Raw genomic sequence first — 25,641 nt, 5'->3', positions numbered from 1 at the left:
GTGCGTGCTGCCCCTTTACCATTCAAGTTCCTTAGCTGAAATCTTATTTACATTTTTATAGTTTTTTCTTATCTCTCCGTCTCTCAATGTGATAACCCTATCAGCCATATTTTTAATTGCATCATTATGAGTTACGATTATTATGGTATTTCCATATTTCTGATTTATACTCTCTATCAGCTTAAGGATTTCCTTAGATGTATTGTAATCAAGTGCTCCAGTTGGTTCATCACAGAGCAGAAGATCAGGATTTTTTATTATCGCCCTGCCTATAGATGTCCTCTGCTGCTGTCCGCCTGAAAGTTGATTTGGAAGCTTATGTCTATGCTCGTAAAGCCCAAGACCTTTTAATATCTCATCTGTATTCATAGGATTGTCGCTAAGATAGGCACCTGTCTCGACATTTTCCTTTATGTTAAGGTTTGGTATAAGATTATACATCTGAAAAACATATCCGAGATGCTTTCTCCTGTATCTTGTAAGCTGCTTCTCATTCATATCCTCAATCTTATCACCGTTTATGGCTATATAACCATCATCGGCATAATCTATCCCTCCGATGATATTAAGAAGCGTAGACTTTCCCGAACCTGACGGACCAAGCAGAACACATATCTCACCCTTTTCAATCTCTATGTCAATTCCTTTTAAAACCTCAACCCTGCTTTCTCCCTCTCCATAATGTTTTCTGATATTTTTAATTTCAAGAAACATAATATCACTCCTTCCAATGCGGATACTCTCCTAGGTGATTGCGAAACTAATTATGTATTGTGTTAATTGCACAATTTAATCAAGGTTTATGATAGTTTCGCAAATACCTACAGAATACTCTCCGTATATTTTTCATTTTTGATTTTGGCAACCATTTCATATGAATGATTGTTCATATGAATATATGTATCACATTTTCATGCATATGTCAATGGATTCCAACAAAAAAGTTAGCATACACTAACACTTTTATTAGTATATGCTAACTTTAATTAGTTATCAATATTTGATTTTAATTTTTTTACTTTAATTTATTAAACACCGATGTCCCGATAGTGCCCTCCGGCATTTCCACACCAAAGTTCTCTGCAACTGTTGCTCCGATAACGGCAAATGTGTCTGTCTCAGGCAGCCCGCCACTTCCCTTAAATGATGGAGAATATGCCACAAACGGCACTTTTTCTCTCGTGTGGTCTGTCCCCTTATATGTCGGGTCATTTCCATGGTCTGCCGTTATTATGAGAAGATCATCTTCCTTGAGTTCATCAAGCAATATGCCAAGATTTTTGTCAAACTTTTCTATCTCTTTTGCATAGCCGACCGGATTTCTCCTATGACCCCAAAGTGCATCAAAATCAACAAGATTTACAAAACAAAGACCTGTAAAATCTCTTTTTGCTATCTCTATGGTCTGCTCCATACCGTGAACACTTGATTTTGAACGATTGCTCTCAGTGATGCCCTCTCCTGCAAATATGTCATTTATCTTACCCACTGATATAACATCAAGTCCTGCATCCTTAAGTGAGTTAAGAACAGTGCGTCCTGTCGGCTTTAAAGCATAATCATGTCTATTGCTCGTTCGCACAAACTCACCTTTTTTACTGCCTGTATATGGTCTTGCAATAACTCTTCCGACACGCCACTCGTCTCTCATAGTAAGTTCTCGTGCTATCTCACAATATCTGTAGAGATTATCAAGCCCCATCGTTTCTTCATTGCCGCATATCTGCATAACCGAGTCAGCAGAAGTGTAGACTATCAAAGCTCCTGTCTTTATCTCCTCCTCACCAAGTTCATCCAATATAACAGTGCCGCTTGCGGCTTTATTTCCTATTATCTTTCTGCCTGTTCTTTTTTCAAGCTCTGCGATAAGTTCCTTTGGAAATCCTGTTTCGGTAAATGTGATAAACGGTTTTGTGGTGTTTATTCCCATCATTTCCCAGTGTCCTGTCATGGTATCCTTGCCATTGCTTCTTTCATTCATCGCAAAATAATATCCGAGTGGCTCTTTTACCGGTGCGACCTGTTTTAAAGGCTTAAGATTGGCAAGCCCCAGTTTTCTGAAATTAGGTATTTCAAATGTTTCAACGGACTGCGAAATATGTCCAAGTGTATCTGCTCCTGCATCATCAAAATTTGCCGCATCTGCCATTTCACCAATACCCATTGAATCAATAACTATCGTAAAAATCCTCTTATATTTAAAGCTCATACTATCCCTCATTTCTGAACAACTTACCACGAAGTTGTATAAAACCTATTTGTTGTTTGGACAGCAGTTAATCATGTTTTAATAATGCCATTATATTAAATCTGCTCTGCGTTACCCGCCTGAAAGCCAGTGACATGATGCACTACTCAAGATTTTCCGGTCCAAATCCCTCCGGAAGTATATCTTTTAATTTGATAACTTTTATGTCTCCGGCTGAATTCCCAAGAACTATCTCAAACTCCTCAGGGTCACAAAACTCCATCATAACCTGTCTGCATACACCGCATGGCGAGCAAAAATCATAATCTTTTTCACCCTCTTTTCCACCGACAATAGCGATAGCCCTGAAATTTCTCTCTCCATCACTTACAGCCTTAAAAAATGCTGTTCTCTCCGCACAGTTTGACGGTGTGTATGCTGCATTTTCAATATTGCATCCTGTGTATATTTTTCCTCTCTCAGTTAAAAGTGCTGCTCCTACCTTAAAATGCGAATATGGTGCATATGCTGAATGTCTTGTCACCGATGCCATTACTAAAAGTCCTTCTGCGTTCATAATTATAAGTCCTCCATTTTTTCATACTTTCTTTTTTATTTTATACCTGTTTTAATGGTATTTATCTGTTTATTGTTTTTTTAATATTATCCTTTTTAATAAGTTCTCTTACTGCTCCAACTGCTGTTTCTATTGCTGTCTTTGTGTCGTGCACCTGCACATTTGAAAGTCCTTTTTTAGCTCTCTCCTGATTGGCAAGCACTAAAAAACACGCACCGACTCTCACTCTGAGATAACTTCCTGCAATGAGAAGTGCCGCTGTTTCCATCTCCGATGCAAGACACCCCATCTTTATCCATGCATCCCATTTGTTCTGAAGTTCATATCCTACAGGCATAAGCTCCGGCTCATGCTGACCGAAAAAAGAATCCTTACTCTGAACTACTCCGACATGATATTTTAATTTTAATTTTTCTGCCGAAGTCATCATGGCGTTTATCACATTTATATCTGCCACCGCCGGATATTCTATAGGTGCATATTCTTTTGAAGTGCCCTCCATTCTTACGGCTCCGTTTGCGATAACTATATCACCACCGAGTACATCATCCTGCATACCTCCGCAGGTACCGACTCTCAAAAAAGTGTCTGCTCCACAGGCTGTAAGCTCCTGAAGTGCTATTGCGGCAGATGGTCCGCCTATCCCGGTCGAAGTGACACTAACCTTAATGCCATCGAGTTTTCCGGTATATGTAACATACTCTCGGTTGTCTGCAACAAATTTTGGCTCATCAAGAAAAGCAGCTATCTTTTCACATCTTTTGGGATCTCCCGGCATTATAACATATCTTCCAACATCGCCCCTTCCAACGCCCGTATGGTACTGTTTTCCTGAGCCCTCGCTATAGTCTACCATGTCCATTCCTCCTCCTTGTCTTTTTGTACCCTTGGAATTTTCTGAATGAATAATTTCAAGGGTACATAATATTATCACTAACTATATTTTACTAATATATGACGATATGGTCAATTATTTTTCAATAAGAATTGATTTACCATTATTTCAAATGCCGCAAATATCATCTATCAGTTTTAACTCCTCATCAGAAAAATCTGCCGCCTGCATAACTTTTAAGTTTTCAAGTATCTGCTGCGGTTTTGACGCACCTATCAGAACACTTGTAACATCACTGTCCTTTACAACCCACTTAAGTGCCATCTGTGCAAGTGTTTCACCTCTTTTTGATGCTAAATCGTTTAACTTTCTGATAACGCTTATCCTGTCCTCTCCCAGTTGTTCTTTATGCAGAAATCTTCCATCTGTCACAACACGGCTGTCTGTCGGAATACCATTTAAATATCTGTCCGTCAGCATACCCTGTGCAAGCGGGCTAAATGAAATAATTCCCTTTCCGCTTTCCCTTGCCGCCTTTTTAAGTCCGTTATTTTCTATTGTGCGGTTAAAAATATTATATGAATTCTGATTTATGATAAACGGACATCTAAGGTTATTTAATATCTCACAAGCCTTTTTCATCGTCTCTCCGTCATAGTTTGAAAGACCTGCATATAAAGCCTTTCCGCTTTTTACTATCTGGTCGAGTGCACCCATTGTCTCCTCAAGAGGAGTATCCGGATCCATTCTGTGATGATAAAAAATATCCACATAGTCAAGCCCCATACGCTTTAAACTCTGGTCAAGACTTGCTATCAGATATTTACGGCTTCCCCAGTCACCATATGGACCCTCCCACATATCAAAACCTGCTTTTGTGCTGATTATCAGCTCATCACGGTATGGTGCAAAATGCTCTTTTAATATCATACCAAAATGCTTTTCAGCACTTCCTGGTTCCGGTCCATAATTATTTGCAAGGTCAAAATGTGTTATGCCATTATCAAATGCCGTAAAACACATCTGTTTCATATTGTCATAAGATGATATATCACCAAAATTATGCCATAGACCAAGTGATACTATCGGCAACTTTAAACCACTTTTGCCACATCTGTTATACTGCATACTATCATATCTTTTTTTATCTGCTTTATACATATACACTGTTACCTCCATTTTTTTATGTTGACTCTTTTACTTCTACTCAATAAAAGTCCATTGCTTTCGGCTTAATCTATTTTTATTTATTGGCTCATTTTAAATTATCATTTTCTCCACTTTCAGTCAAGAAATATTCTTCGATTTTAACTTTTAGCTAGATCAGCTATTATTTTCAAACTCTTGCCAATCTTTATTTTACTAAAACACTTTCTTTAGCTTTATAAATATTTATCTACTCATACCAAGTTATCACATTTATAATTTCCAATCAATATTTTAGTTATAAACGGCTTCATATATTACATTTTAATTTTATATCACAGACTATACACAATAAAAAATACTTTACATATGCCTGCATATGTCAAAAAATTCCGGACAGATTTATTAAAATATATAAATCCATCCGGCATGTTTTTTCCTTTTTTAATTGTATTTTCTAGCAGTATTTCCAACTCTGCGTTTCAAGCTGCATATCAAACATATGCTTATAAATGCCGTTCTGCTCTTTTAATTCTTCAGGTGTTCCCTGCTCTGCAACTACGCCGTCTTTAAGCACAACTATCTTATCTGCACCGTCGACCGTCCTCATTCTGTGTGCGATTATAAGAACAGTTTTATCTTTGATAAGTTTTGAAATAGACTCCTGTATGACAGATTCGTTATCAACATCAAGAGAAGCTGTCGCTTCATCCATAAGTATTATAGGTGCATCCTTTAAAAATGCTCTCGCAACTGATATTCTCTGTCTCTCTCCTCCTGAAAGTTCCGAGCCGTTTTCACCTATCATAGTATTCCACCTATCAGGAAGTTTTTCAATAAACTGCGTACAGTTTGCAAGTTTTGCTGCTGCCATGACTTCTTCGTCTGTCGCATCTTTTTTACCAACCCTTATATTTTCCATTATCGTGTTGTTAAAAAGTGTTACATCCTGAAATACTATTGAATAAAGCGACAATAGACTTTCAGGCTCTATCTCTGATACATCCATTCCACCAACAGAAATCTTTCCTCTATTACAATCCCAAAATCTTGCGGCAAGTCTTGATACGGTAGTTTTTCCACCTCCTGACGGTCCGATAAGTGCTGTCACTTCGCCCTGTTTTGCGACGAAATCAACATCTGACAAAATGACCTTTCCGTCCTCATAAGAAAATCCCACATTTTCAAAAGTTATGTCATAACCGTTGTTTATAAGTTTCTCTTTTCCTGTCTGCTCATCATGTGACAATATTTCGTCCATTCTCTCACAGGTAGTGTCAAGGCTTATCAATGCAGACAGATTTTGTAATGCTATCTGTAAAGGCTCATACATTCTCGTAACCACCAGCAGGAAAACAAATAATGTAAGCACATCTATCTCTCCTTTAATAAGAAGTGTACTTCCCACAAGTGCAACCGTTCCTATTCCAAATTTTAATATCATCTGTGCCGAGCAGACAAAGGCTGCATTTGAAAATTCAAGAACAATGGAATGTTTCTCTATATCTCTTATCTTTGACTCAAGACCGTCCATATAATTGTCCGTCATGTTGTTAGCTCTCAAATCTCTTATCGTCTCAAGTCCCTCCTGAATACCATCCTGACACGCAAGTTTATATTTCATTGTCTTTTTATGTGTATTTCTTAATGCCTTTCTTGAATTGAGAACTATAATAAAAGCTATAGGCATCACCCACACTGCTGCAAGTGCCATCTTCCAGTTAAAGAAAAATAATCCTATCACTATAAGCATTGTTGAAATCATTGCACCGATAAGCTCAGGTATCCAGTGCGAACTTGCCGTTTCGATAAGTGCACAGTCAGACATTATCGCATTTGTAAGGTCCGACAAATCCTTCTTTCCAAAAAATGATAACGGAAGTCTTCTTAATTTCTCAGCAAGTGCCCTTCGTCTGACACCGCTCTCAACATAAGTTGATAAAAATGTTGCCCTGTACTGAAATACTGTTGTAAGTGCGATAAGAACAAGCACAACTACTATTCCGCCAATGAAAAATCCTTTCTGCTCTGTCGGTACTTTTCCCTCAAACAGATATGATGCCAGTTCATACAAAAGACCTACCGGAAGCATAAGCACGAGGTTTGCAAGCGTAACTGCCACAAAAGCCTTTACCATATCTTTTGCACCTTTTTCTGACAGTGCATATTTATGTTTTAATCTATCTATCATATAGCTTTACCTGCCTTTCCAACCTGCCAGTTTACAGATTTATTGTATTCATTCCACATATGAGTATAAACACCGCCAGCATCGACAAGTGTCTCATGTGTGCCCGACTCAGCTATCTTTCCATCTTTAAGGACATAAATACGGTCGGCATTTGTCACCGTTGATAATCTGTGTGCTATCATTATTACAGTCTTGTCTTTTGAAAGATTTTCAAATGCAAGCTGTACTTTTCTCTCGTTGTCAGGATCAGCAAATGCCGTTGCCTCGTCAAGTATAAGTATAGGTGCATTCTTCAGGAAAGCTCTCGCAATGGAAAGACGCTGCATCTCGCCGCCTGATACATATGTACCTTTTGAGCCGATAACAGTATTTACTCCCTGCGGAAGTTTGGCAATAATATCACTGCATTGTGCTTTTTTCAGTGCATCGAGAACCTCTGCGTCAGAAGCATCAGGTCTTCCCATTCTTATATTTTCAAGAATCGAAGTCTTTAAAAGTTTACTGTCCTGAAAAACATAAGAGATAGTATCCATAAGTTTATCAGATTCAATATTTTTTACATCAACACCGCCTATTGATATGCTTCCGCTATTTACATCCCAAAATCTTGCAATAAGTGATGCAAGTGTTGTCTTTCCGCCGCCTGACGGTCCGACAAATGCAATATGCTCACCTGCTTTTATATCAAGTGAGATGCCATCAACGGCATTAGTCTTTGCATCGTCATATGAGAATTTAACATTCTTAAGCGAAACAGATGCATCTTTAATCTTATTGTCAGAAGTTCCGTTCGGAAGTTCTTTTACATCAAGTATCTCATCCATTCTGTTTAATGCATCCTCAACTATCATCTGCGACTCACCTGCATATGCAACTTTCATAAGCGTTGTGGTGAGTGTTGCCGTTATAAGAATATAAAAGATAAGATTTAACAAAAATGTATCTGTAATAGTGTTGCCACAGAGTACATATGCAGCTATTATAAGTGCCGCAAATATGGCATTTGAAAATACGGTAAAGCCTATCATCGGAAGCATCATTGCCTTTGTATAATCGATAGTCCATTTTTCATAGTCATCTATCGCAGCCTTAAATCTCTTAAACGAGAACACCGTCTGACCAAAAGTCTTTAAAACCGGCACACCTCTTACATACTCGACTGCCTCAGCAGACATTGTTTCAAGCGAATTCTGATATTGTTTCATATCCTCCGCCATCTTTGGTCCCATCATCATCGTTCCCATAATGCCAAATGCAAGTACGGTAGGAATCAGACTTATAAGCCCAAGCCGCCAGTCAAATACTGCCATCATAGCAAGAAGTCCTATAGGTGTCGCATAGGAAACTGCCTTATCCGGAAGATTGTGTGCAAGATATGTCTCAGTAGCCGCAGACGAATCCGTAACTATCTTTCTTATCTTACCTGTGCCCTTTGACTCTACATAACCAAGTGGCAGCTTCATTATATGCTCCATCATATACACACGCATATTTGCCTGTACCCTGAATGCCGCTTTGTGCGAACACATAAGTGATGCGATATAAAATGCCATCGCAAGCAGTGCAAATCCTACCGCCTGCCAGCCGTATGAGGTAATATGTACTGCCTTTGAAAAATCAGGTCTTACTTCAAGAACCTCCTTTATGATGCACCACACATCATAAAATGGTATCAATGCAACCCATGCACTGATAACTGCCAAAACACATGAAATATAGGAAAAATATTTATGATTTCCGGCAAATTCCATAAGTTTTGAAAATGCAGATTTCTTTTTTGTCTCCATTTATGAGTCCTCCTTGTTTGTTTTATATTACTATAATTAGTTTTTACTAACCTAAAGTTATTTTTTTAGGCAGTAACAATATTTAACTGATAATTATTGTACTGCCATTATTAACTTTTTTATTTTATAAAATTTATACAACTTATAAAAAACTTTTTATTTAGACTCCTCTGTAATTCCAAGAACGGCTTTCCAGCCGGCATAATTAAATGTCCTTACATTATCCATATACTCTTTCGCCTCCTCATAACTCTTATCATGTGACACGATCTCATAAACATACTGCCATCCCGTTGTGCAATATACATGTATGAAAAAATCATCTACACTATGCTTTCCGTCTGAAAATTGTTTTGCAAACTGTCTATAATAATTTTCTTCAATTGCCGCAAGTTTATCAAAATAATTTTCATATTCAGTTCCCACAGAACAGCAGAATATCAGTTTAAATTCATCCTTGTACTTATAAATATACTTTAATACAATGTCCGTACCCTCACCGCCAATCTGCATTGCCTGTTTAACATCAAAAGTTTCCTTTGCTTCACTGATACTATTCAGATAAATTTCCATAAGTCCGTCTGCCGCTTCTTTCACAACAGCACCAAAAAGTCCGGTCTTATCGTGAAATCTGGTGTATATGGAATTTGTACTGACGCCACTTTTTGCTGCAACCCTTCTAAGGCTCGCATCGTGAAAACCATATTCTAAAAATTCATTCTTTGCACTGTCAAGCAGAATTTCTGTCACTCCTGCCGCTTCATGTCGCATATTTTTTGTCCTTTCTCTTTGTGTAACAATGTTATTGTAACACTGTTATTTTATTTGTCAAGTGGGTATTTTTCAATAACACATTCATGCTTCTTTGTTTTTTTATCATAACTTATTCCAACGAGTAATATATCCCCGTTGTATTGCTTTACTGTATCTGAATAATTCTTCCCTTATCTCCTCATTTGGCACAAATGCCATCTCTCTTTTCTGATCATATGCAAGATAGCCAAGATGTATAAGATATGTCAAAATATCATCTTTATCTTCAAAATTGACTGTATCATTTTGAAATGAAGTTACATCTGTTTCTACTGAACCGCCAGCCAACATCTCTATTATCGCACTCTTTAACCCGTCAAAATCCATATTTATTAACGGAACTATTATCCTGTATGAACCTGTTTCCGACCAATAACTCCTATACTCCCCCTCCATCATAAGACTTACTACCGCATTAGGATTATAAATATGATATTTGCCGAGCTGATAGCCATCATACCACTTTTTTACTTTGTAAAAATCCCGTTCATACCTGTCACATAATTTTTTTACTTCCTCCTCTGTAAAACCGATATATTCTGCCAATGGTCCAGGATTTAACATTGTATATTGTTTAAAATTATTAAGTGCCGACTGTGTTTTCAACTTCTTTATCGGTAAAATCCCCGTAAGATAAGCAAGCCCTATATATTTTGTCGGTTCAACCCCCTTAAACATTGCTCTTAAAAAATTGATATATTCTTCCTGAACTTTTTTATTATTTGCCTCATCACGAATTATAATATCCCATTCATCTATAATAATAATAAATTTCGTTCCATTCATCGAATTTATTACAGATAACGCTTCGGGAAGTGATTCTATTTTTTCAGACAATTCATTTGGATAATACTCTCTCAATTCACATATCGTTTTTTCTGTTATATATGACACTACATTTTCTGAACCACCTGCCGGTTCGATGCACCATTGAATGTCAATATGTATAACATCATATTTATTTATATTTTTTTCAAATCCTATACTTTCACTTATTTTTAATGTTGAAAACATTTCTCTCGAATCACAGCCTTTACTGTAATATGCTGCAAGCATATTTGCCGTGACAGACTTTCCAAACCTTCTTGGACGGCTGTTACATATATACCCCTGCAATGTATTTATGACTTTATTTGTATATTCTAACATCCCCGTTTTATCCACATAGATTTCTGAATTTAATGCCACCTGAAAAGCACTATTGTCAGGATTAACAAACATTCCCATACCTTTACACCTCTTTCTCCTATATATTGTTTATTATTTTAACATACTTTATTATCATTTACCATAACAACGCCTATCTGTTAATGTTGCACATAGTCATGAAACAGCAAAACTTCTTTAAAGTAACGGTTCAGCCTTTAAAAGACACAATAATGTAATAAATTTGTAACTCATTTTTGCCTGACATGATATATAATAATATTACTAAGTACTGCTGTTCAACCTATTATGCAGACAGCAGCCTTAATTTCAACTAATAAGGAGGGATTTCAAATGAAAAAGATTAAAAAAATTATATGCCTTATCTTAACTTGCTCACTTTTATGTTCAGGTACACAAAATACAACGGCAGCAAAAAAACATTACCTGGCAAAATCTGTTGACTGGGGATTGGGTCTTAATAAAAATCATACGACACCCGGTGGAACTTTACCCTATAACGGATTTTCATTAAAAAAGTACAACACCATATTCACTGGCAACACTAAAAAGAAATACATATACCTCACTTTTGACTGCGGATATGAAAACGGACATACAAAAAAAATACTCAATATTTTAAAAGAGAAAAACATCAAGGCAATTTTCTTTGTCACAAAACCATATATTGAGGGCAATGCGAAACTTGTTAAACGCATGAAAAAAGAGGGACATTTAGTTGGTAATCACACCTCAACGCATCCAAGGCTTGGTGAATGTAATACTGATAAAATCCGTTCTGAATTAAAAAGTGTTGAGAAATGTATGAAAAAGAAAACAGGCTACAAGCTCGACAAATTTGTCCGCCCGCCGGAGGGTAATTACAGTGAGCTTGCATTAAAAACAATGCAGGACATGGGATATACCACTGTCCTCTGGAGCCTTGCCTGGTATGACTACAATCCTGCTGACCAGCCTACCACAGATTATGTTGTAGGAAGATTTAAAAGCTATTACCACAAAGGAATGATTCCTCTGCTGCATGCTATATCAAAAGCAGATACAAATGCACTTCCAAAGATTATTAAATATATGAAATCAAAGAAGTATGAATTTAAAACACTCGATACAATAAAAATTAAAAATAAAGTTTCCTGATAAATTAAAGACTGAACTATTGTGAAACTATAATAAAATCAGATAAATTGCAAGGATATAACAAATAAATTTATTATATCCTTGCAATTTATCATTATTTATCAATCTGTTGTTACTTCCATATTCCTTTCTGCTTTCTGACTACATAGTAAAGATCGTTTTCCATAGCCATTACTTTTTCAAGTGGAACATGTTTAAAAATAGGCATTTTCATCTTAACTTTTATCCAAATGGCTGAGTAGATACCAAGAACTAAAAACGAAACTCCGGTCAACAGCCATATCATCATTCTTTCATGTGGGTCTGTAGATATGTTAAGAATCATATACGCCGTTCCCAAAATTCCTATTACCGGCAATGTCCATCCGCCCGGAACTTTAAAGTTTCTCGGTGCTTTTGGCAGTCTCTTTCTAAATACAAGTACATCAATATGTGCAAGAATATACGAAACCATCCATATTACTGAGCCGGCAAGTATAAGGAAATCTATCATGTCGGCTGAATTGTTGCTGACAAATGCAAATAAAAATATTGCCGCACTTACAAATACCTGACCAAACCATGGAACTTTATATTTATTTGTCTTTGCAAATATCTTTGGCATCATGTTCATTTTTGCCATGCCCTGACATATAACGGCAAGTGAATTTACTGTAGAATTCTGCGTGCTTATTACTGCAAGTGCTCCAACCAACATCATCCATATCTTACCGAATTTTCCAAGGATGGCATATCCGTAAAGAAGATGTGGTGCTGCTGAATCAGCAAGTTTTCCCCATTCAACATAATTGTGAAATCCAAGTACCATAACCGACTGCATTATGAAGATAAGGAAAAGTCCTATCATCATTCCAAGAGGTACATTTCTCTTTGCATTTTTTACTTCTTTAGAAATCGGAATAGCATACTCTGCTCCGATAAAAAGCCAAAATGCAACTGCCGTCATAGATGCTATACCTTTAAAGTCAGCTTCAAGTACAAACGGCTGGTCTACTTTCGCTCCCATGCCTGCACCTATCATTCCGATAAATCCCATTACGACAAGCGAACCTACAAGCAAAAATGCAACAATATCCTGAATTTTTGCAAACATATCAACTCCACGCAGGTTTGCAAGAAGAATTATAAATGTCATTATAAAAGTGTAAACTATGCTGGGTATATTTCCACCTATCGTATCCGCAAGTGAAAATGAAAAAATCGAAGCCTCAACACCGCATGACATTGTATTGCATATTATGTAACCGCCAACCATTGATACAAGTGTAGGCAGAGGTCCAAGTGCTGCAAGTGTGTACTGTGCAAGACCTCCCGTCGTATTTGGCATGAGTGCATTTAATTCTGATAAAGATGCAACAATAGTCATATTTAAAAGCATTGCTATTGCCATTGCAAGTATGAATGTAACTCCCAATGTTCCAGAGCCTTCTCCCAATGAAACAAGACAGCTTGTCGCAACTACAAGACCGACTGATATTGATACTACATTTGCAAGTCCTAATTTCTTTTTATTCATAAGCAAGTCCTTTCTATTATAGAGCCTCCACACCCTCGTCTCCGGTACGCACTCTTATTACATTATCGATTCCATAGACAAAGATTTTTCCATCACCGATATGACCTGTATAGAGTTCTTTTTTGACAAGGTCGAGTATCTTATCTATCTTATCATCCTCAACTATAATATTTATCTGCTGTTTTGGCAAAAGTTCCATGACTTCATTTAATTCAACTTCGTACTCTTTTGTTCCAAGCTCAATGCCGCAGCCAAGCACCTGCATGACAGTCACACCACGCACACCTACTTTGCTCAATTCGCTAATAAGATTTGTAAGTTTCGACATTCCCGTTATTACTTCTATTTTAGATATTCCCATAGTCTTACTCTCCTTTACAACTTATAAATTTTAATTTTTCACTCTTTTGTTAGTATTTATCATTTTTCTGTATTGCTCTAAAGTAACACCTGAATATTTTTTAAATTCTTTCATCATATGCGGTTCATCGTAATATCCACAATCAAGTGCCACCTGTTCATACCTGACACCCTCTTTGTCTGCCTGCATCAGGAGATTTTGAAACCTGATATACTGAGCAAATTGCTTTGGCGAAATCCCGTGAAAACTCTTAAATATCCTTCTCAGATAACAGGCTGAATAGTTAGTCTCATCCTCAAGCTGCCGCATTGTTATCATGCCTTTTGTCCTGCTTATTCTGTTTACGAGATATTCATTTATCTTTTCCTTATCTGAAAGAGAATTTCTTCCTAAAACCATATCTTCATATGCCTTTTTGAATATGTCTATTCTCTCACTCATGGTCTTTGCCAATGCAATTTTCTCCGTAAGATTTTTCCCAAAAATATCTCCATCTATTTCAATGTCATCATTAACTATCATTTCCATTGTAATATCTTTTGGAAGTATTCCCTGTCCCGGCTGAAACCTCACACCAAAACAATCGTCCTGAGTACCCAGTTCCCACTTCTTTACACCGAACACCGTCCCGCTGATATATGTAGAAACTTTGTTTTCGCCTATATTGAAAAGCAAATCTATGCTCGCATCAGGAACGGCTTTAATACAGTGTTTTTTCTCATCATGAATCGTAAATTCATAAAAGTGTGAAATTCCGTAATCAGTTCTGTTAATCTGGCTGTAACCATCCATCTCCAAAGTCATGTACGGCTGAAAAGGATTTATAATATCTGTCTGCTTCATAGTAATCTCCATTCCTGCAGACATTCTCACAATCAATGAAGTTCAGGTTCATCCCACAAATGAAGTTTCACTCCTATTCCAAGCTTTAAGGCATTTTTATAAACAGTCTCGCCCCATGCTATGTCCTCAACCGGCATACCACCTACTGAATAGATTATCCTCTGCTTATCATTATCCCTTCCCGAAACCTTCTTTGTGATAACATCTGCTATATCTATAATTTCTTCTCTTGTTATCTTTTTGTCATGCAGCAGATCCATAAATTTTGCTCCGACCACCTGTACCGGGTCATAACTAGGATATGGATATTCATCCGCCCATGCCTCATAAAGTTTATAATTGTCAACCACCAGCTTTGTGTTTTCGTCAAGATAAAATTCTTCATCAAATCTTGCTGCTGACGGCATACAGATAAGTGCACCCTCTTTTATCCATTTCTCATCTATGTATGGGAAAAGACTTTCCTTATCACCTACGGATGTTGCTGTGTTTATTATATCACTGTCCCTGATAGCTTCTTCCATAGTCTCGCATACTTTTATCGTTGTTACCTGTGGAAATTCTTTCTTTACATATTCAACAAATGAGTCTATCGAATTTTTTCCACGACCTTTAATCTTTACCGTATCAATCTTAGGACATACACTCATAAATGCTGCAAGTGCTGTTTTTCCCATAACACCCGGTCCGACTATTGCAACTGTTGTTGAATCTTTTCTCGCAAGGTATTTTGCTCCGACTCCCGGAATGGCACCTGTTCTGTATGCACTTAACAGATTAGCGGACATAAGTGCAAGTGGAGCACCTGTATCCTTATCATTAAGCATCATCATAAGAATGGAACGCGGCAGTCCTTTCTTTTTATTCTCGATATTTGAACCATACCATTTCATTCCTGCCATCTGAAAGCTGCCGCCAAGATATGCAGGCATTGCCATAAATCTTCTGTCCTCACCATTCTTTGGCATCCCTTCAAACTCCGGATTATCAGGGAAAGTCACCATACATCCGTGTGAGTTATGATTTTCACCTCCCATGACATAATCCCCTTTGTTCAAAGTAACCATCATGTCCTCCATAACTTCCACGCATTTTCCCATATCTTTTACACCGGCTTTTATCATGTCCGGTTCACTTAAATAAATAAAATCAATTTTTGCACTCATGTTTTATCCCTCCGCTTCCATTACTGTTCATAACTGTAGTATAAACACTATCCAACTTTCACAATACATGGCAAAGGAATAAATTTAGTTTATATTATATATGCATTACCGCTGTTTTCAGTAATTATGCCATAATAAAACAAAAAAGTGCCAACGGAATTTAACCGTTGACACCTTTGTCATGTATTGATAATACCATAATTGTAAAATTTTTACAAGTATTGTTAGTCTTACTTTTTGTTTACAAGTAACAGTTCAGCCTTGCATTTCTTACATTTACAATAAACATATTATTCTTTTTTATATTGTTTGTATTGTAAAAAGCGATACAAGGATTATGTTTTTTATACTCTGCCAAAATCATCCATAAATGCAATATCAATCATAAACTCATACTGCTGTAAAATATTCTTCTCATCACTAGCATCTGCCAATACAAGATAATACTTACCCAGAATTTATCAGTCAATCCATTATCAGCCAATGCCTTAAAGTATTTTCCACTGTCACCTAGCATCATCTGTTTAACGACCTCCTCAAAATTCGGAGTTTTCACATCTGTAAGCACGGCAATCAAACCAATATCAATCGTCTGTGCATTGTAATAGTCAATTCCAAGTTCCTTAAACTTCTCAATACGATGCTTATTTTTCCAGAAATTGCCATACTGCGACAAATGCTCCTTAAAACGATTATCAATACCAATCTCCTGAGACATCTGTGACACTCTGTCTGTATAATAATGTATTGAGTAATTCATCATTTTCAAGGGCATTCCACGGATGTCCACTGTGAAGCTGTTCAAAAATAATTCTATAGCCTTTTATTGTATCCTGATTCAACACATCTAACCCAAACTCATCCAACACCTCTACATCACCAGATATATCTCTCTGGTCTGCAAACATTGCCCGGACAGCCTCCTCTGTACAAAGGAAATCACCTTCATAATCTCTTTTATAAGTGCCTTTCATTGGATCTGTTCCAATATAAACCGGCTTATCGTGCCTGTCTGCCGCAGGAACATCAATTCTTAGTATTTTCTTTTTCCCTACTATCACTGGTCTGTATTCTATCATTAATTTTATGAATGTAATAATCCTTATAAAACAAAATCAGTCAAGATAAAGTCCACACAACCACTTATTATGTAAGACTTTCTTAATAGTGTTAAATGATTTTAAAAATAAAAAGTAACCCACAAGTCTTTAACTCGTAAGTTACTTTTTACAATAATCATATTTTTATCAAAATTATCTCACCGGCTTAAACCTGTTATAATTAAGTGCACTTATATCAACCACTGTTTTCTCGCCGACTACCATCTGTGCAAGCATTAGTCCGACTGCCGGTGCAGTTCCAAATCCATGTCCCGTAAATCCGCACGCAAGTATCAGTCCCGGTGCTTCTTCTACCGGACTTAAAAAAGGTACTCCGTCAAATGCTTCGTCAAGCCATCCGCACCAGCTTCTTACTATTTTTGCGTCCCTGAGTGCAGGTATATAACTCTGAATCGCCCTGCTGCTTGCCGATAATGTCATTGAATTTGTTATAAGTTTTGACGGGTCTGCCGTGTTTGTTGACGGGTCTACCATCTCGTCTACTACCTCCCATCCGGAGTCTGAACCAAATACAAATGAACCATGATGTGTCTGATGTCCGTAAAAATCCGCTGTAGCACAGCCAAACATTACATCTATCATATGCGGCTGCATTTCTGTCACAAGACATTCATCTATAAGTCTTGTCATTGGTATATCTATGCCTATGGTTCTTGCTATCTCCCTGCTTTCATAGCCTGCCACAAGAATTACTGTTTCGCCCTCAAATACAGTGCCGTCATTTAAGATTACTTTTCTTACTTTTCCCTTGACTTTCTGCAATGCTTTTACCGGTGCATCAGTATAAAATCTTACTCCCATCTCAAGTGCTCTCTTATAATATCCGAGTGTTGTTGTGAGAGGATTTGCATGACCGTCCGTAGGACACCAGCTTGCTCCTATAACTTCATCTGAAAGATAAGGACATATCTCTTTGACTTCTTTTTCATCTATCATTCTCACATCAAGACCTACTGATTTTGCACTGTCTGCAAGTGTCCGGAGCTTTTTAAGATGTTCTTCTGTCTTACCCATTCGCAAATTTCCTTTCTGGGTATATTCAGTATCTACACCAAGCTCCTCTGACAATGTAGGCCACATATTTTTAATACCATACATTGCATATGGCAGTTCTCTTACATCACGGCCTGACTGACGGACACCGCCGCCGTTTCTCGATGAACCTCCATGTCCTATACTGTTTGTCGCCTCAAGTACAACTACATCCTTAACACCTTTTTTTGCAAGATAATAAGCAGCTGCACATCCGTTTACTCCACCACCTATGATAACTACCTCTGCTGTTTTATTCATGGCTTACACCTCCATCCTCTGCTAATATACACATCTCAATCGGTCTCATTGGTGCTCTTGAACTTGCAGGTACAACCTCTGACGGAGATACTTTAAGTTCAGATGCAATAATTGATTTTACCATTTTCCCACAAGTCTGCCCCTGACAAAGTCCCATTCCCGATCTCAAATATCTTCTCATTTCTTCCAATGTAAATATTCCCTCATGGACAGCTTTTCTTATCTGTCCCTTAGTCACTTCTTCACAACGGCATACCAGAAGGTTGTCGTCAGCACCCTCAACAAATGGTCCTATTTCTTTTAATTTTGCCTGAATGTCTGTCATAGTTAAACCCTCCTTATGCTTCTTTCTTATAAAATCTTGCTTTCATTACCATATCGTTAGGAACTTTTATTGTAAGCAGATTCGTGTGGTCAAATACAGGTGCACATCTCACTTTTGTGACTTCCGCCTTACATACTTCTTTTCCGTCCCTGCCAAGTGCAATACCCTTATCGCCAACCTCAGGAACAGGTAAAAATTCATATGGCATTGTGACTTCTCCAAATCCCGGTTCAACATCTTCCTCAACTAAGAAAATTGACTGACCTGAACATGATGCCACGCACATTCCGCAACCGATACATTTTTTCTCCTCATCAATAGCAGGAAGTGATGTAATATTTTTTCCTATACGGATGCAGCCCATCTTACAGGCATCCTGACACGGATTACAAGGAATGTTCTGCGTACACTCGATGACCGGATGGATTCCTTTCTGGTGTGTGACTCCCGGAAATCTTTCTATCTCATCATCAGCCACAAAACCTTTATTTAAAAGATTCATAGAAACATCAATTCCCTCATCTGTCTTTTCGACAAGTTTACCTCTGTTCTTTGGAGCAAACATACCCTGTCTTAATGTTTCAAGCTGATTTTCAAGTTCCTCTATTCTGGCATCTCTTTCTTCTTCCGTCATATATCCGAGATAGCACGTAATAGAAGCTCCTGACATTCTTCCCTCTATCATTGCTGAACTTGCTTCCTCAATGCCTGAAACATCACCTGCCGCATATATTCCCGGAACACTTGTTGCACCGTACCTGTCAATCTCAGGAACATGACCGCCTTTAGTATCATTCATCTTTACTTCAGCCTGCTTTAAAAGCTGTGACATCGGCGACAAACCGACAGCAAGGCAGACCGTGTCAACATCAAAATGTTTTTCAGTGCCGGGTATTATCTTCCAGTCAGCTCCTACCTGACCTATAACTACTCCCGTGACGGCATCTTCACCCTCAACTCTTACAATAGTATGTGAAAGATAGAACGGCACGCCACATCTTGCAATTTTAGCTGCATGAACTCCGTATCCTCCGACTCTCGGAGCTGCATCTGCAAGTGCTACGACCTCGCATCCCGCCTGCAAAAGCTGATAACTTACAACAAGACCGACATTTCCCGAACCGAGCATCAAAATCCTGTTTCCCGGTTTAATGTGATGAAGATTCATCATTGTCTGTGCAGCTCCCGCACCGATAACCCCCGGCTTAGTCCATCCTTCAAAATTGACCATATTTTCACTTGCTCCGGTTGCGACTAAAACTGCATCTCCTTTATAATGCCTGACGCTCCCGCCAACTTTTACCGTAACTTCCTTTTCAGGATAAAGACCTACGACTGTTGCATCTAAGATAACCTCAACACCGTATTTCTCAGCTTCATCAAGAAGCTCCTCACCAATCTTAAATCCTCTCACTTTAGCTTTGTGTTCCTTTGAACCAAAAAACTTATGTATCTGTTTAAAAAGCTGTCCGCCCGGCTTTGCATTTTCATCAAACACAATAGGTTTTAAACCTTTCTTTGCCGCCTCTATCGCTGCCGATAAACCAGCCGGACCTGCACCGATAACTATCATGTCATATCGTTCTATCTTCATAACTCTACCTCTTTTCTTGCGATCTCTTATCCAATACCAAACTCAAAAGCTCAATTTTATCTGTGCCAAAACACCACTTACTTTTCTTCAAAAATAACTATCAACTGTTATTTAAATATTCTTGCCGTTTATTCTATCTTTATCAATATCTTTTATATCCGCCAACAGCTTTATTCCTGCTAATATCCAGATAATTTATGCATCGGGTTTTGCCGAAACACCATACTGTGTCTGCACAACCATTCCTGCTTCAAGAGGTGTAATGCAAGTCCTGATATTTGGTTTACCGTCAACTATCATTACACAATCCGTGCACCTGCCTATTGCACAAAAAATTCCTCTCGGCTCATGTTTTTTCGCCGTATATCTGTGAGCCATAACACCCGCTGCCTTTAACGCTGCAGCAATCGGTTCACCCTCATATCCCTCAAGAAGTTTTCCGTCATAACTAAAAGTGACTTTCTTACGCTTAGGTGTCTCCCCTAAGATTGGATGATTTTCTATTCTTTCCATATATATCAGACCTCCTTAATCTCATTAATACACTTTTCTGCCCCTGAAAAAAATCCAGAAATAAAAATCCTGTGTCAAAACTTTTTCTTATACAAAGAACACATATATGCCATTTATATAAGAAAAACAAAAGACGCCTGTTATCTCTAACAGACGCCTTTGTCTTAATCATTTGTTGATTAGACTTTATCACTAAAATATTCAGTTGTATTGTAAAAAACGATATAAAGTCAGGGGATATTCACAATATTCTCCTATTTACTCTACAGTTCATCACTATCCAGCAGCACGGTAAAAGGACCGTCATTTAAAAGTTCAACTTTCATATCTGCACCAAACTCTCCCTGCTCTACTATCTCAATCTCCTCTTTGCATTTTGATATTATATATTCATACAATTCTTTTGCCATATCAGGTGCTCCCGCTTTGACAAATGATGGTCTGTTTCCTCTCTTGCAGTCAGCATACAATGTAAACTGCGATATAAGCAGCAGGCTGCCACCCACATCCTTTAAACCTAAGTTTGTCTTACCATTCTCATCCTCAAAAATACGCAGATTTATCATTTTATGTATCATCTTATCTGCAATTTCTTTCGTGTCACTCTCTCCCACACCTATAAGCACCATAAAACCTTTTCCTATCTGACCTCTTATCTCATTATCAATTGTCACTTTTGAATTTGATACTCTTTGAATTATAAAACGCATTTTCCCTCATTTCCGCATATGCTAACTAATCATTTAAAAACAATGTTTTTTATTTTATTCCTGCTTATCCCGTCATCATATTTAACATTTTCAGGGCACTTTGAATTATTTTTAAACCTGTTATCCTTAAACAGGATACCGTCACATTTCGCCAGTATTATTTCATCTTTTTTATTACCTTTTGAAAAATCATTATTTATAACTTTGCAGTCATAAACCGTACCGGTAGTTTTATCATTACTCCACCCTCCAATACGAAGCCCGCAATACAAATTATTATACATGATATTTTCACTGATTTTTATATCTCTTACATAATTTTCTTTTGTATAATAACTTTTCCACTCTTCAGATCCTACTTCTATTCCATAGTGATTTTTAAATGTCTTATTTCCTTTTACCAAAATATCTTTAGCACCATCTATATAGATTCCGGCATTTTCTGCAAATGAGCTTTTGCAATTATAAACCGTATTGTCAATACATTTACAATTTCTTGGCTGGTCCATTGTTAAATCATCACAATATCCTGCATTTCCGTAAAAATCTATTCCAATATTCGTATTATTGTAAACCTTATTGTTTTGAACATATATATTTGTACAATTACCTGCCACGGATATATTTTCAGACCATCCGTTTATATTATCATGCACTTTATTTCCCAAAATATAAACATGATGAATACTCTTTTTCTTCTCTCCAAGTAATAGTACAGCATTTGCTTCACCACCAGGCTTTTCAATACTTCCAGGTCTTGTAGTAATTATATTTCTGAACTCACATTTTTCTATCACAATACTGCTTTCACTGTTTTTCATCAATATACCGCATACATTTTCAGCTTTAATATTTCCAATATGAAGTTTTTGTATTTTGATATAACTCTGTCCTCCCATATCAAATACTGCCGCACTTATATTATCTTTATTTGATATGTTCACTTTTTCATTTTTATATGCAGCTATTGTAATATATCCTCTTTTTTTATTCCCTGATTTGTGAAATATAAACGGTCCTTTATAATTTCCCTCTCTTATATAAATTACTGTTCCCGCATCAGCTTTATCTATGGCTTTTTGCAGAGAAACGAACGGATATTTTTTACTGCCCGTTGATTTTTTATTTCTTTTCTGAGATACATAAATGATTTTTTTGTTATTCACTTGTTTTGCATTGATGGATTTTCCAAAAATAATGCCAAATATGCATAATAACATTATAAAACTCAATAAAAATATTATTTTTTTATTAACATTTTTCATTCTTAAATATTTTTTCTCCAATCCGATATATTTTGCTTACTTACAAATTAATATATGTTGACCTGCTTTGCCATTTTGTCAACAAGACCAGATTTGACTGCATGATTGCAAAAATTACATTACAATATATCAATCCATGACATCAAATCCAGACAAAAAACTTTTCAACTTAAACATTTTGAAAGCCTGCATATGTAAATCAAAAAAAACAGAGATGACATAATCTTAAACATATGTACATCTCTGTTAAATCCAGTGTCTGATGTCAGCATATACTTCAATAAAATAATCATTTACCTTATACCAAACCAGACATTTTTCTAAATCAAAACCATTATAAATTCTCAAATTGATTATTCAGCTGCTTCTGCAAGTATCTCTTTCTTATTGTAAGAACCGCAAGACTTGCATACTCTATGAGACATCATCAAAGCTCCACATTTGCTGCATTTTACCAAATTTGGTGCTGACATCTTCCAATTTGCTCTTCTTTTATCTCTTCTTGATTTTGAAGATTTATTCTTTGGACAAATAGACATTACATTCCACCTCCTAGCCTTTTCCTTTACAACACTTCTCCGATTATACCTAACTTTCGGAGATTTGTCAATATATTTTCAAACTTTTTTTATTGTATTAGTAAAATGCTCGTAAAGCAGTGTAACACCAGGAGCAAAACGCTGGTTTTGCTTTTTTATTATTTCACGAGTCTTGCTGTCTCTCTTGCAATAGCAAGTTCTTCGTTTGTAGGAACTATCCATACAGGTACTTTACTGTCTTTTGTTGAAAGAAGTATTTCTTCTCCGCGTGTCTGGTTTGCTTTCTCATCAATCTTTACACCAAGTGCACTGATTCCCTCCATGATCATCTCACGAACTTCTTTGTTGTTTTCTCCTGCTCCTGCCGTAAGTGCTATAGCATCTACTCCACCAAGTGCCATATAGTAAGCACCAATATACTTTACAATGCGATAAACAAGTACATCAAGGGCATTTGCTGCATCTTTATTTCCGCTTTCTCTTGCGTCTACAAGATCTCTGAAGTCATTTGATACACCTGAAAGACCAAGCACACCTGACTTTTTATTCAAGATAGTTGTCATCTCACTTACTGAAATGTTTTCTTTCTGACATATGAACTCTATGATAGCAGGGTCAATATCTCCTGAACGCGTCCCCATTACAAGTCCTTCAAGCGGTGTCATTCCCATGCTTGTATCGATTGATTTGCCGTCTTTGATAGCTGAGATACTTGCTCCACTTCCGATATGGCAGACAATCATCTTTGAATTGTTATAATCAAGTCCTGCAAGTTCTGCAAGTCTCTTTGATACAAAACTGTGGCTTGTTCCGTGGAAACCATAACGGCGAACTCCGTATTTCTCATAATACTCTTTTGGAAGACCATATAAATATGCTTTTGCCGGCATTGTCTGATGAAATGCTGTATCAAATACTGCAACATGCTTCACACCTGGCATTGCTTCCTGACATGCACGCACACCTAATATATTTGCAGGATTATGAAGTGGTGCAAGATCATTACAGCTCTCAATATCCTTGATAACATCTTCAGTTATGACAACTGATGACGAAAATTTCTCGCCACCATGTACCATACGATGTCCCACTGCATGAATCTCATCAAGTGAATTTATAACACCTCTCTCTTTATCTACAAGAAGTTCAAGCACCTTCTTAATCGCAATACCATGCTCCGGAAGATCTGTCTCCGTAACAAACTTATCTCCATGAGCCTTATATGTAATCTTTCCGTCAAGACCGATTCTCTCACAATTTCCTGATGCACTTACCTGCTCTGTCTCTGAATCGATAAGCTGAAATTTAAGTGATGAACTTCCACAATTTACTACTAAAATATTCATTTTCTGTTTCCTCCGTATAATAATTTACTTGTGCTCTCCATAAAAGAATAATGCCACCGTACCGGGTCCTGAATGTGATGCTATAACCGGATCTAACATCCTGATCACAACTTCTCCGATATTGAAATTTTCTCTGACTTTCTTTGCAACATACTCTGCATCTTCAATGCAGTCTCCATGACTTATATATACCGACTGACCGTCAGGTACTATAATACTGCTTTTCATATGCTTCACAAGTGCATCAAGAGATTTTTTTCTGCCTCTGGCATTTTCCATAGGAATCAGATGTCCATTATCATCAACATGCAAAACCGGCTTTATACTTAATGCTGTACCTACAACGGCGGTCGTGGCAGATATCCTGCCACCCCGCTTCAGGAAAAATAAATCATCAACAGTAAACCAATGGCATATATTGTTTCTGTGTGCTATTATCCAGTCTGCATTTTCAGAAATCGACATACCCTTTTCTTTATTGTCAATAACATATTTTACCAGAAGCCCTTCGCCGAGTGCCGCCGCCAGTGAATCGACTGCATAAAGCTTTCTATCAGGATATTTCTGCGATAATGAGTTTGTGACAAGTGATACTGCCTGAAAAGTTCCGCTAAGTCCCGAAGAAAATCCCACATAAAGATAATCCTTTCCCTGCTTTACTATTTCCTCAAGCATATCCATGGCATCACCGACCGTAACCAAAGATGTGGTTATTTCTTTTTTCTGACGCATCATGCTGTAAAAATGTGCCAAATCAGTCTTTTGACCTTTAATGTATCCTTTGTATTCCTCTCCGTCTACATAATAATTTAACGACAGAATCTCAAGTCCATACTTTTCAATCATATCTTCCGGCAGATTTGCGGTCGAATCCGTAACTATCACATAGTCATTTGACATTTCACTACCTCCATATCCCACTGCTATATATATTATACTGCATATATATGTTACATACGCAAATCACTTAATATATAAAGCATAATTTTTTGTTTACCGTTCACACTTGCAGTGCTATCAGTTCCCCTTTTGTTACTATGTCAATGAAATAAAATTACTGTCCATAAATCTACAGACAGTAATTTATAAACAACTATGTTAAGTATAATGTAATTTCACCTGATTGGCAAGTATATGTTTTTATAAAATATTATATTCAGGTAACACCTCATTTGCAAAACTAATTTCCACCCCTATATGACTTGTCG

At 37.1% G+C, this 25,641-nt stretch carries 25 protein-coding genes; 1 reads left to right on the top strand and 24 read right to left on the bottom strand.

The window, feature by feature from the left end; genetic code table 11:
- Positions 1-15: 15 nt before the first annotated feature.
- The 9 genes from DWZ63_RS12490 to DWZ63_RS12450 form a co-directional block, all read right to left on the bottom strand.
- Complete coding sequence (locus DWZ63_RS12490) at positions 16-714, bottom strand: ABC transporter ATP-binding protein (RefSeq protein ID WP_055942202.1); 699 nt, start codon at positions 712-714, stop codon at positions 16-18.
- A 301-nt stretch (positions 715-1,015) separates the two neighbouring features.
- On the bottom strand, positions 1,016-2,209 hold the full coding sequence (locus DWZ63_RS12485; RefSeq protein ID WP_055942204.1) for a phosphopentomutase: 1,194 nt from the start codon (positions 2,207-2,209) through the stop codon (positions 1,016-1,018).
- Between the two features lie 142 nt (positions 2,210-2,351).
- Complete coding sequence (gene cdd, locus DWZ63_RS12480) at positions 2,352-2,765, bottom strand: cytidine deaminase (protein ID WP_022013365.1); 414 nt, start codon at positions 2,763-2,765, stop codon at positions 2,352-2,354.
- A gap of 61 nt (positions 2,766-2,826) precedes the next feature.
- Positions 2,827-3,621 carry a uridine phosphorylase gene (udp, locus tag DWZ63_RS12475; protein ID WP_055942207.1) on the bottom strand — a complete coding sequence of 265 codons (795 nt, stop codon included), beginning with the start codon at positions 3,619-3,621 and terminating at the stop codon, positions 2,827-2,829.
- Positions 3,622-3,768: 147 nt separating this feature from the next.
- A complete protein-coding gene (locus DWZ63_RS12470) occupies positions 3,769-4,761 on the bottom strand; it encodes an aldo/keto reductase (RefSeq protein ID WP_055942210.1) in 993 nt (330 codons plus the stop codon).
- Between the two features lie 442 nt (positions 4,762-5,203).
- Positions 5,204-6,937, bottom strand: a complete 1,734-nt coding sequence (locus DWZ63_RS12465; RefSeq protein WP_055942214.1) for an ABC transporter ATP-binding protein — start codon at positions 6,935-6,937, stop codon at positions 5,204-5,206.
- On the bottom strand, positions 6,934-8,724 hold the full coding sequence (locus tag DWZ63_RS12460) for an ABC transporter ATP-binding protein (protein ID WP_118500066.1): 1,791 nt from the start codon (positions 8,722-8,724) through the stop codon (positions 6,934-6,936). Before DWZ63_RS12460 ends, DWZ63_RS12465 begins: the two co-directional genes overlap by 4 nt.
- Positions 8,725-8,880: 156 nt before the next feature.
- Positions 8,881-9,495: a TetR/AcrR family transcriptional regulator gene (locus DWZ63_RS12455; RefSeq protein WP_055942220.1), complete on the bottom strand. Its 615-nt coding sequence runs from the start codon at positions 9,493-9,495 to the stop codon at positions 8,881-8,883.
- 105 nt (positions 9,496-9,600) lie between these two features.
- Positions 9,601-10,764, bottom strand: coding sequence for an AAA family ATPase (locus DWZ63_RS12450; RefSeq protein WP_118500065.1), 1,164 nt, complete (start codon positions 10,762-10,764; stop codon positions 9,601-9,603).
- A 273-nt stretch (positions 10,765-11,037) separates the two neighbouring features.
- Between DWZ63_RS12450 and DWZ63_RS12445 the strand changes: the two genes are divergently transcribed.
- The gene (locus DWZ63_RS12445; protein WP_182431520.1) at positions 11,038-11,841 is read left to right on the top strand and encodes a polysaccharide deacetylase family protein; all 804 of its coding nucleotides are present in this window, start codon (positions 11,038-11,040) and stop codon (positions 11,839-11,841) included.
- Between the two features lie 112 nt (positions 11,842-11,953).
- Here the strand turns inward: DWZ63_RS12445 and DWZ63_RS12440 are convergent, their stop codons facing one another.
- The 15 genes from DWZ63_RS12440 to DWZ63_RS12370 all read right to left on the bottom strand — a co-directional run bounded on the left by DWZ63_RS12440 (position 11,954) and on the right by DWZ63_RS12370 (position 25,333).
- Positions 11,954-13,357, bottom strand: a complete 1,404-nt coding sequence (locus DWZ63_RS12440) for an APC family permease (protein ID WP_118500063.1) — start codon at positions 13,355-13,357, stop codon at positions 11,954-11,956.
- Positions 13,358-13,373: 16 nt separating this feature from the next.
- Positions 13,374-13,718 (bottom strand): P-II family nitrogen regulator, encoded by a 345-nt coding sequence (locus DWZ63_RS12435; protein ID WP_118500062.1) that lies wholly within the window; start codon positions 13,716-13,718, stop codon positions 13,374-13,376.
- A gap of 30 nt (positions 13,719-13,748) precedes the next feature.
- A complete protein-coding gene (locus DWZ63_RS12430; RefSeq protein WP_022013359.1) occupies positions 13,749-14,561 on the bottom strand; it encodes an AraC family transcriptional regulator in 813 nt (270 codons plus the stop codon).
- A 32-nt stretch (positions 14,562-14,593) separates the two neighbouring features.
- Complete coding sequence (locus DWZ63_RS12425; protein ID WP_022013358.1) at positions 14,594-15,727, bottom strand: tyramine oxidase subunit B; 1,134 nt, start codon at positions 15,725-15,727, stop codon at positions 14,594-14,596.
- Positions 15,728-16,109: 382 nt separating this feature from the next.
- The gene (locus DWZ63_RS12420; RefSeq protein WP_055942232.1) at positions 16,110-16,445 is read right to left on the bottom strand and encodes a hypothetical protein; all 336 of its coding nucleotides are present in this window, start codon (positions 16,443-16,445) and stop codon (positions 16,110-16,112) included.
- The gene (locus DWZ63_RS12415) at positions 16,423-16,806 is read right to left on the bottom strand and encodes a hypothetical protein (RefSeq protein WP_055942235.1); all 384 of its coding nucleotides are present in this window, start codon (positions 16,804-16,806) and stop codon (positions 16,423-16,425) included. Before DWZ63_RS12415 ends, DWZ63_RS12420 begins: the two co-directional genes overlap by 23 nt.
- A 174-nt stretch (positions 16,807-16,980) precedes the next feature.
- A complete protein-coding gene (locus DWZ63_RS12410) occupies positions 16,981-18,141 on the bottom strand; it encodes an FAD-binding oxidoreductase (RefSeq protein ID WP_055942237.1) in 1,161 nt (386 codons plus the stop codon).
- A complete protein-coding gene (locus tag DWZ63_RS12405; protein WP_055942240.1) occupies positions 18,134-18,466 on the bottom strand; it encodes a (2Fe-2S)-binding protein in 333 nt (110 codons plus the stop codon). Before DWZ63_RS12405 ends, DWZ63_RS12410 begins: the two co-directional genes overlap by 8 nt.
- 13 nt (positions 18,467-18,479) lie before the next feature.
- On the bottom strand, positions 18,480-20,054 hold the full coding sequence (locus DWZ63_RS12400; protein WP_055943056.1) for an FAD-dependent oxidoreductase: 1,575 nt from the start codon (positions 20,052-20,054) through the stop codon (positions 18,480-18,482).
- Positions 20,055-20,255: 201 nt separating this feature from the next.
- Entirely contained in the window at positions 20,256-20,573 is a 318-nt protein-coding gene (locus DWZ63_RS12395; protein WP_022015072.1) for a (2Fe-2S)-binding protein, read from the bottom strand.
- 263 nt (positions 20,574-20,836) lie between these two features.
- Positions 20,837-21,283 carry a D-aminoacyl-tRNA deacylase gene (gene dtd, locus DWZ63_RS12390; RefSeq protein ID WP_055942242.1) on the bottom strand — a complete coding sequence of 149 codons (447 nt, stop codon included), beginning with the start codon at positions 21,281-21,283 and terminating at the stop codon, positions 20,837-20,839.
- Between the two features lie 29 nt (positions 21,284-21,312).
- Entirely contained in the window at positions 21,313-22,503 is a 1,191-nt protein-coding gene (locus DWZ63_RS12385) for a right-handed parallel beta-helix repeat-containing protein (protein WP_172794148.1), read from the bottom strand.
- Between the two features lie 398 nt (positions 22,504-22,901).
- The gene (rpmF, locus tag DWZ63_RS12380; protein ID WP_022015076.1) at positions 22,902-23,087 is read right to left on the bottom strand and encodes a 50S ribosomal protein L32; all 186 of its coding nucleotides are present in this window, start codon (positions 23,085-23,087) and stop codon (positions 22,902-22,904) included.
- Between the two features lie 158 nt (positions 23,088-23,245).
- A complete protein-coding gene (locus DWZ63_RS12375; RefSeq protein ID WP_022014326.1) occupies positions 23,246-24,433 on the bottom strand; it encodes an acetate kinase in 1,188 nt (395 codons plus the stop codon).
- 24 nt (positions 24,434-24,457) lie between these two features.
- A complete protein-coding gene (locus tag DWZ63_RS12370) occupies positions 24,458-25,333 on the bottom strand; it encodes a DegV family protein (protein WP_055942248.1) in 876 nt (291 codons plus the stop codon).
- Positions 25,334-25,641 lie beyond the last annotated feature (308 nt).

It is taken from the genome of Clostridium sp. AF34-13 (assembly GCF_003477845.1).
Lineage (GTDB): Bacteria > Bacillota > Clostridia > Lachnospirales > Lachnospiraceae > Butyribacter > Butyribacter intestini.
This window is presented reverse-complemented; position numbering and strand designations above follow the sequence as displayed.

Bases quoted from the DNA above. Each gene is read 5' to 3' on its own strand.
- DWZ63_RS12410 (WP_055942237.1), bottom strand. From the start codon at position 18,141: ATGAATAAAACAGCAGAGGTAGTTATCATAGGTGGTGGAGTAAACGGA.
- DWZ63_RS12430 (WP_022013359.1), bottom strand. From the start codon at position 14,561: ATGAAGCAGACAGATATTATAAATCCTTTTCAGCCGTACATGACTTTG.
- DWZ63_RS12370 (WP_055942248.1), bottom strand. From the start codon at position 25,333: ATGTCAAATGACTATGTGATAGTTACGGATTCGACCGCAAATCTGCCG.
- DWZ63_RS12450 (WP_118500065.1), bottom strand. From the start codon at position 10,764: ATGGGAATGTTTGTTAATCCTGACAATAGTGCTTTTCAGGTGGCATTA.
- cdd (WP_022013365.1), bottom strand. From the start codon at position 2,765: ATGAACGCAGAAGGACTTTTAGTAATGGCATCGGTGACAAGACATTCA.
- DWZ63_RS12415 (WP_055942235.1), bottom strand. From the start codon at position 16,806: ATGATAGAATACAGACCAGTGATAGTAGGGAAAAAGAAAATACTAAGA.
- dtd (WP_055942242.1), bottom strand. From the start codon at position 21,283: ATGCGTTTTATAATTCAAAGAGTATCAAATTCAAAAGTGACAATTGAT.
- DWZ63_RS12490 (WP_055942202.1), bottom strand. From the start codon at position 714: ATGTTTCTTGAAATTAAAAATATCAGAAAACATTATGGAGAGGGAGAA.
- DWZ63_RS12425 (WP_022013358.1), bottom strand. From the start codon at position 15,727: ATGAGTGCAAAAATTGATTTTATTTATTTAAGTGAACCGGACATGATA.
- DWZ63_RS12405 (WP_055942240.1), bottom strand. From the start codon at position 18,466: ATGACAGACATTCAGGCAAAATTAAAAGAAATAGGACCATTTGTTGAG.
- DWZ63_RS12420 (WP_055942232.1), bottom strand. From the start codon at position 16,445: ATGTCTCAGGAGATTGGTATTGATAATCGTTTTAAGGAGCATTTGTCG.
- DWZ63_RS12375 (WP_022014326.1), bottom strand. From the start codon at position 24,433: ATGAATATTTTAGTAGTAAATTGTGGAAGTTCATCACTTAAATTTCAG.
- DWZ63_RS12435 (WP_118500062.1), bottom strand. From the start codon at position 13,718: ATGGGAATATCTAAAATAGAAGTAATAACGGGAATGTCGAAACTTACA.
- DWZ63_RS12485 (WP_055942204.1), bottom strand. From the start codon at position 2,209: ATGAGCTTTAAATATAAGAGGATTTTTACGATAGTTATTGATTCAATG.
- DWZ63_RS12445 (WP_182431520.1), top strand. From the start codon at position 11,038: ATGAAAAAGATTAAAAAAATTATATGCCTTATCTTAACTTGCTCACTT.
- DWZ63_RS12455 (WP_055942220.1), bottom strand. From the start codon at position 9,495: ATGCGACATGAAGCGGCAGGAGTGACAGAAATTCTGCTTGACAGTGCA.
- rpmF (WP_022015076.1), bottom strand. From the start codon at position 23,087: ATGTCTATTTGTCCAAAGAATAAATCTTCAAAATCAAGAAGAGATAAA.
- DWZ63_RS12470 (WP_055942210.1), bottom strand. From the start codon at position 4,761: ATGTATAAAGCAGATAAAAAAAGATATGATAGTATGCAGTATAACAGA.
- DWZ63_RS12460 (WP_118500066.1), bottom strand. From the start codon at position 8,724: ATGGAGACAAAAAAGAAATCTGCATTTTCAAAACTTATGGAATTTGCC.
- DWZ63_RS12395 (WP_022015072.1), bottom strand. From the start codon at position 20,573: ATGGAAAGAATAGAAAATCATCCAATCTTAGGGGAGACACCTAAGCGT.
- DWZ63_RS12385 (WP_172794148.1), bottom strand. From the start codon at position 22,503: ATGTTATTATGCATATTTGGCATTATTTTTGGAAAATCCATCAATGCA.
- DWZ63_RS12440 (WP_118500063.1), bottom strand. From the start codon at position 13,357: ATGAATAAAAAGAAATTAGGACTTGCAAATGTAGTATCAATATCAGTC.
- udp (WP_055942207.1), bottom strand. From the start codon at position 3,621: ATGGTAGACTATAGCGAGGGCTCAGGAAAACAGTACCATACGGGCGTT.
- DWZ63_RS12465 (WP_055942214.1), bottom strand. From the start codon at position 6,937: ATGATAGATAGATTAAAACATAAATATGCACTGTCAGAAAAAGGTGCA.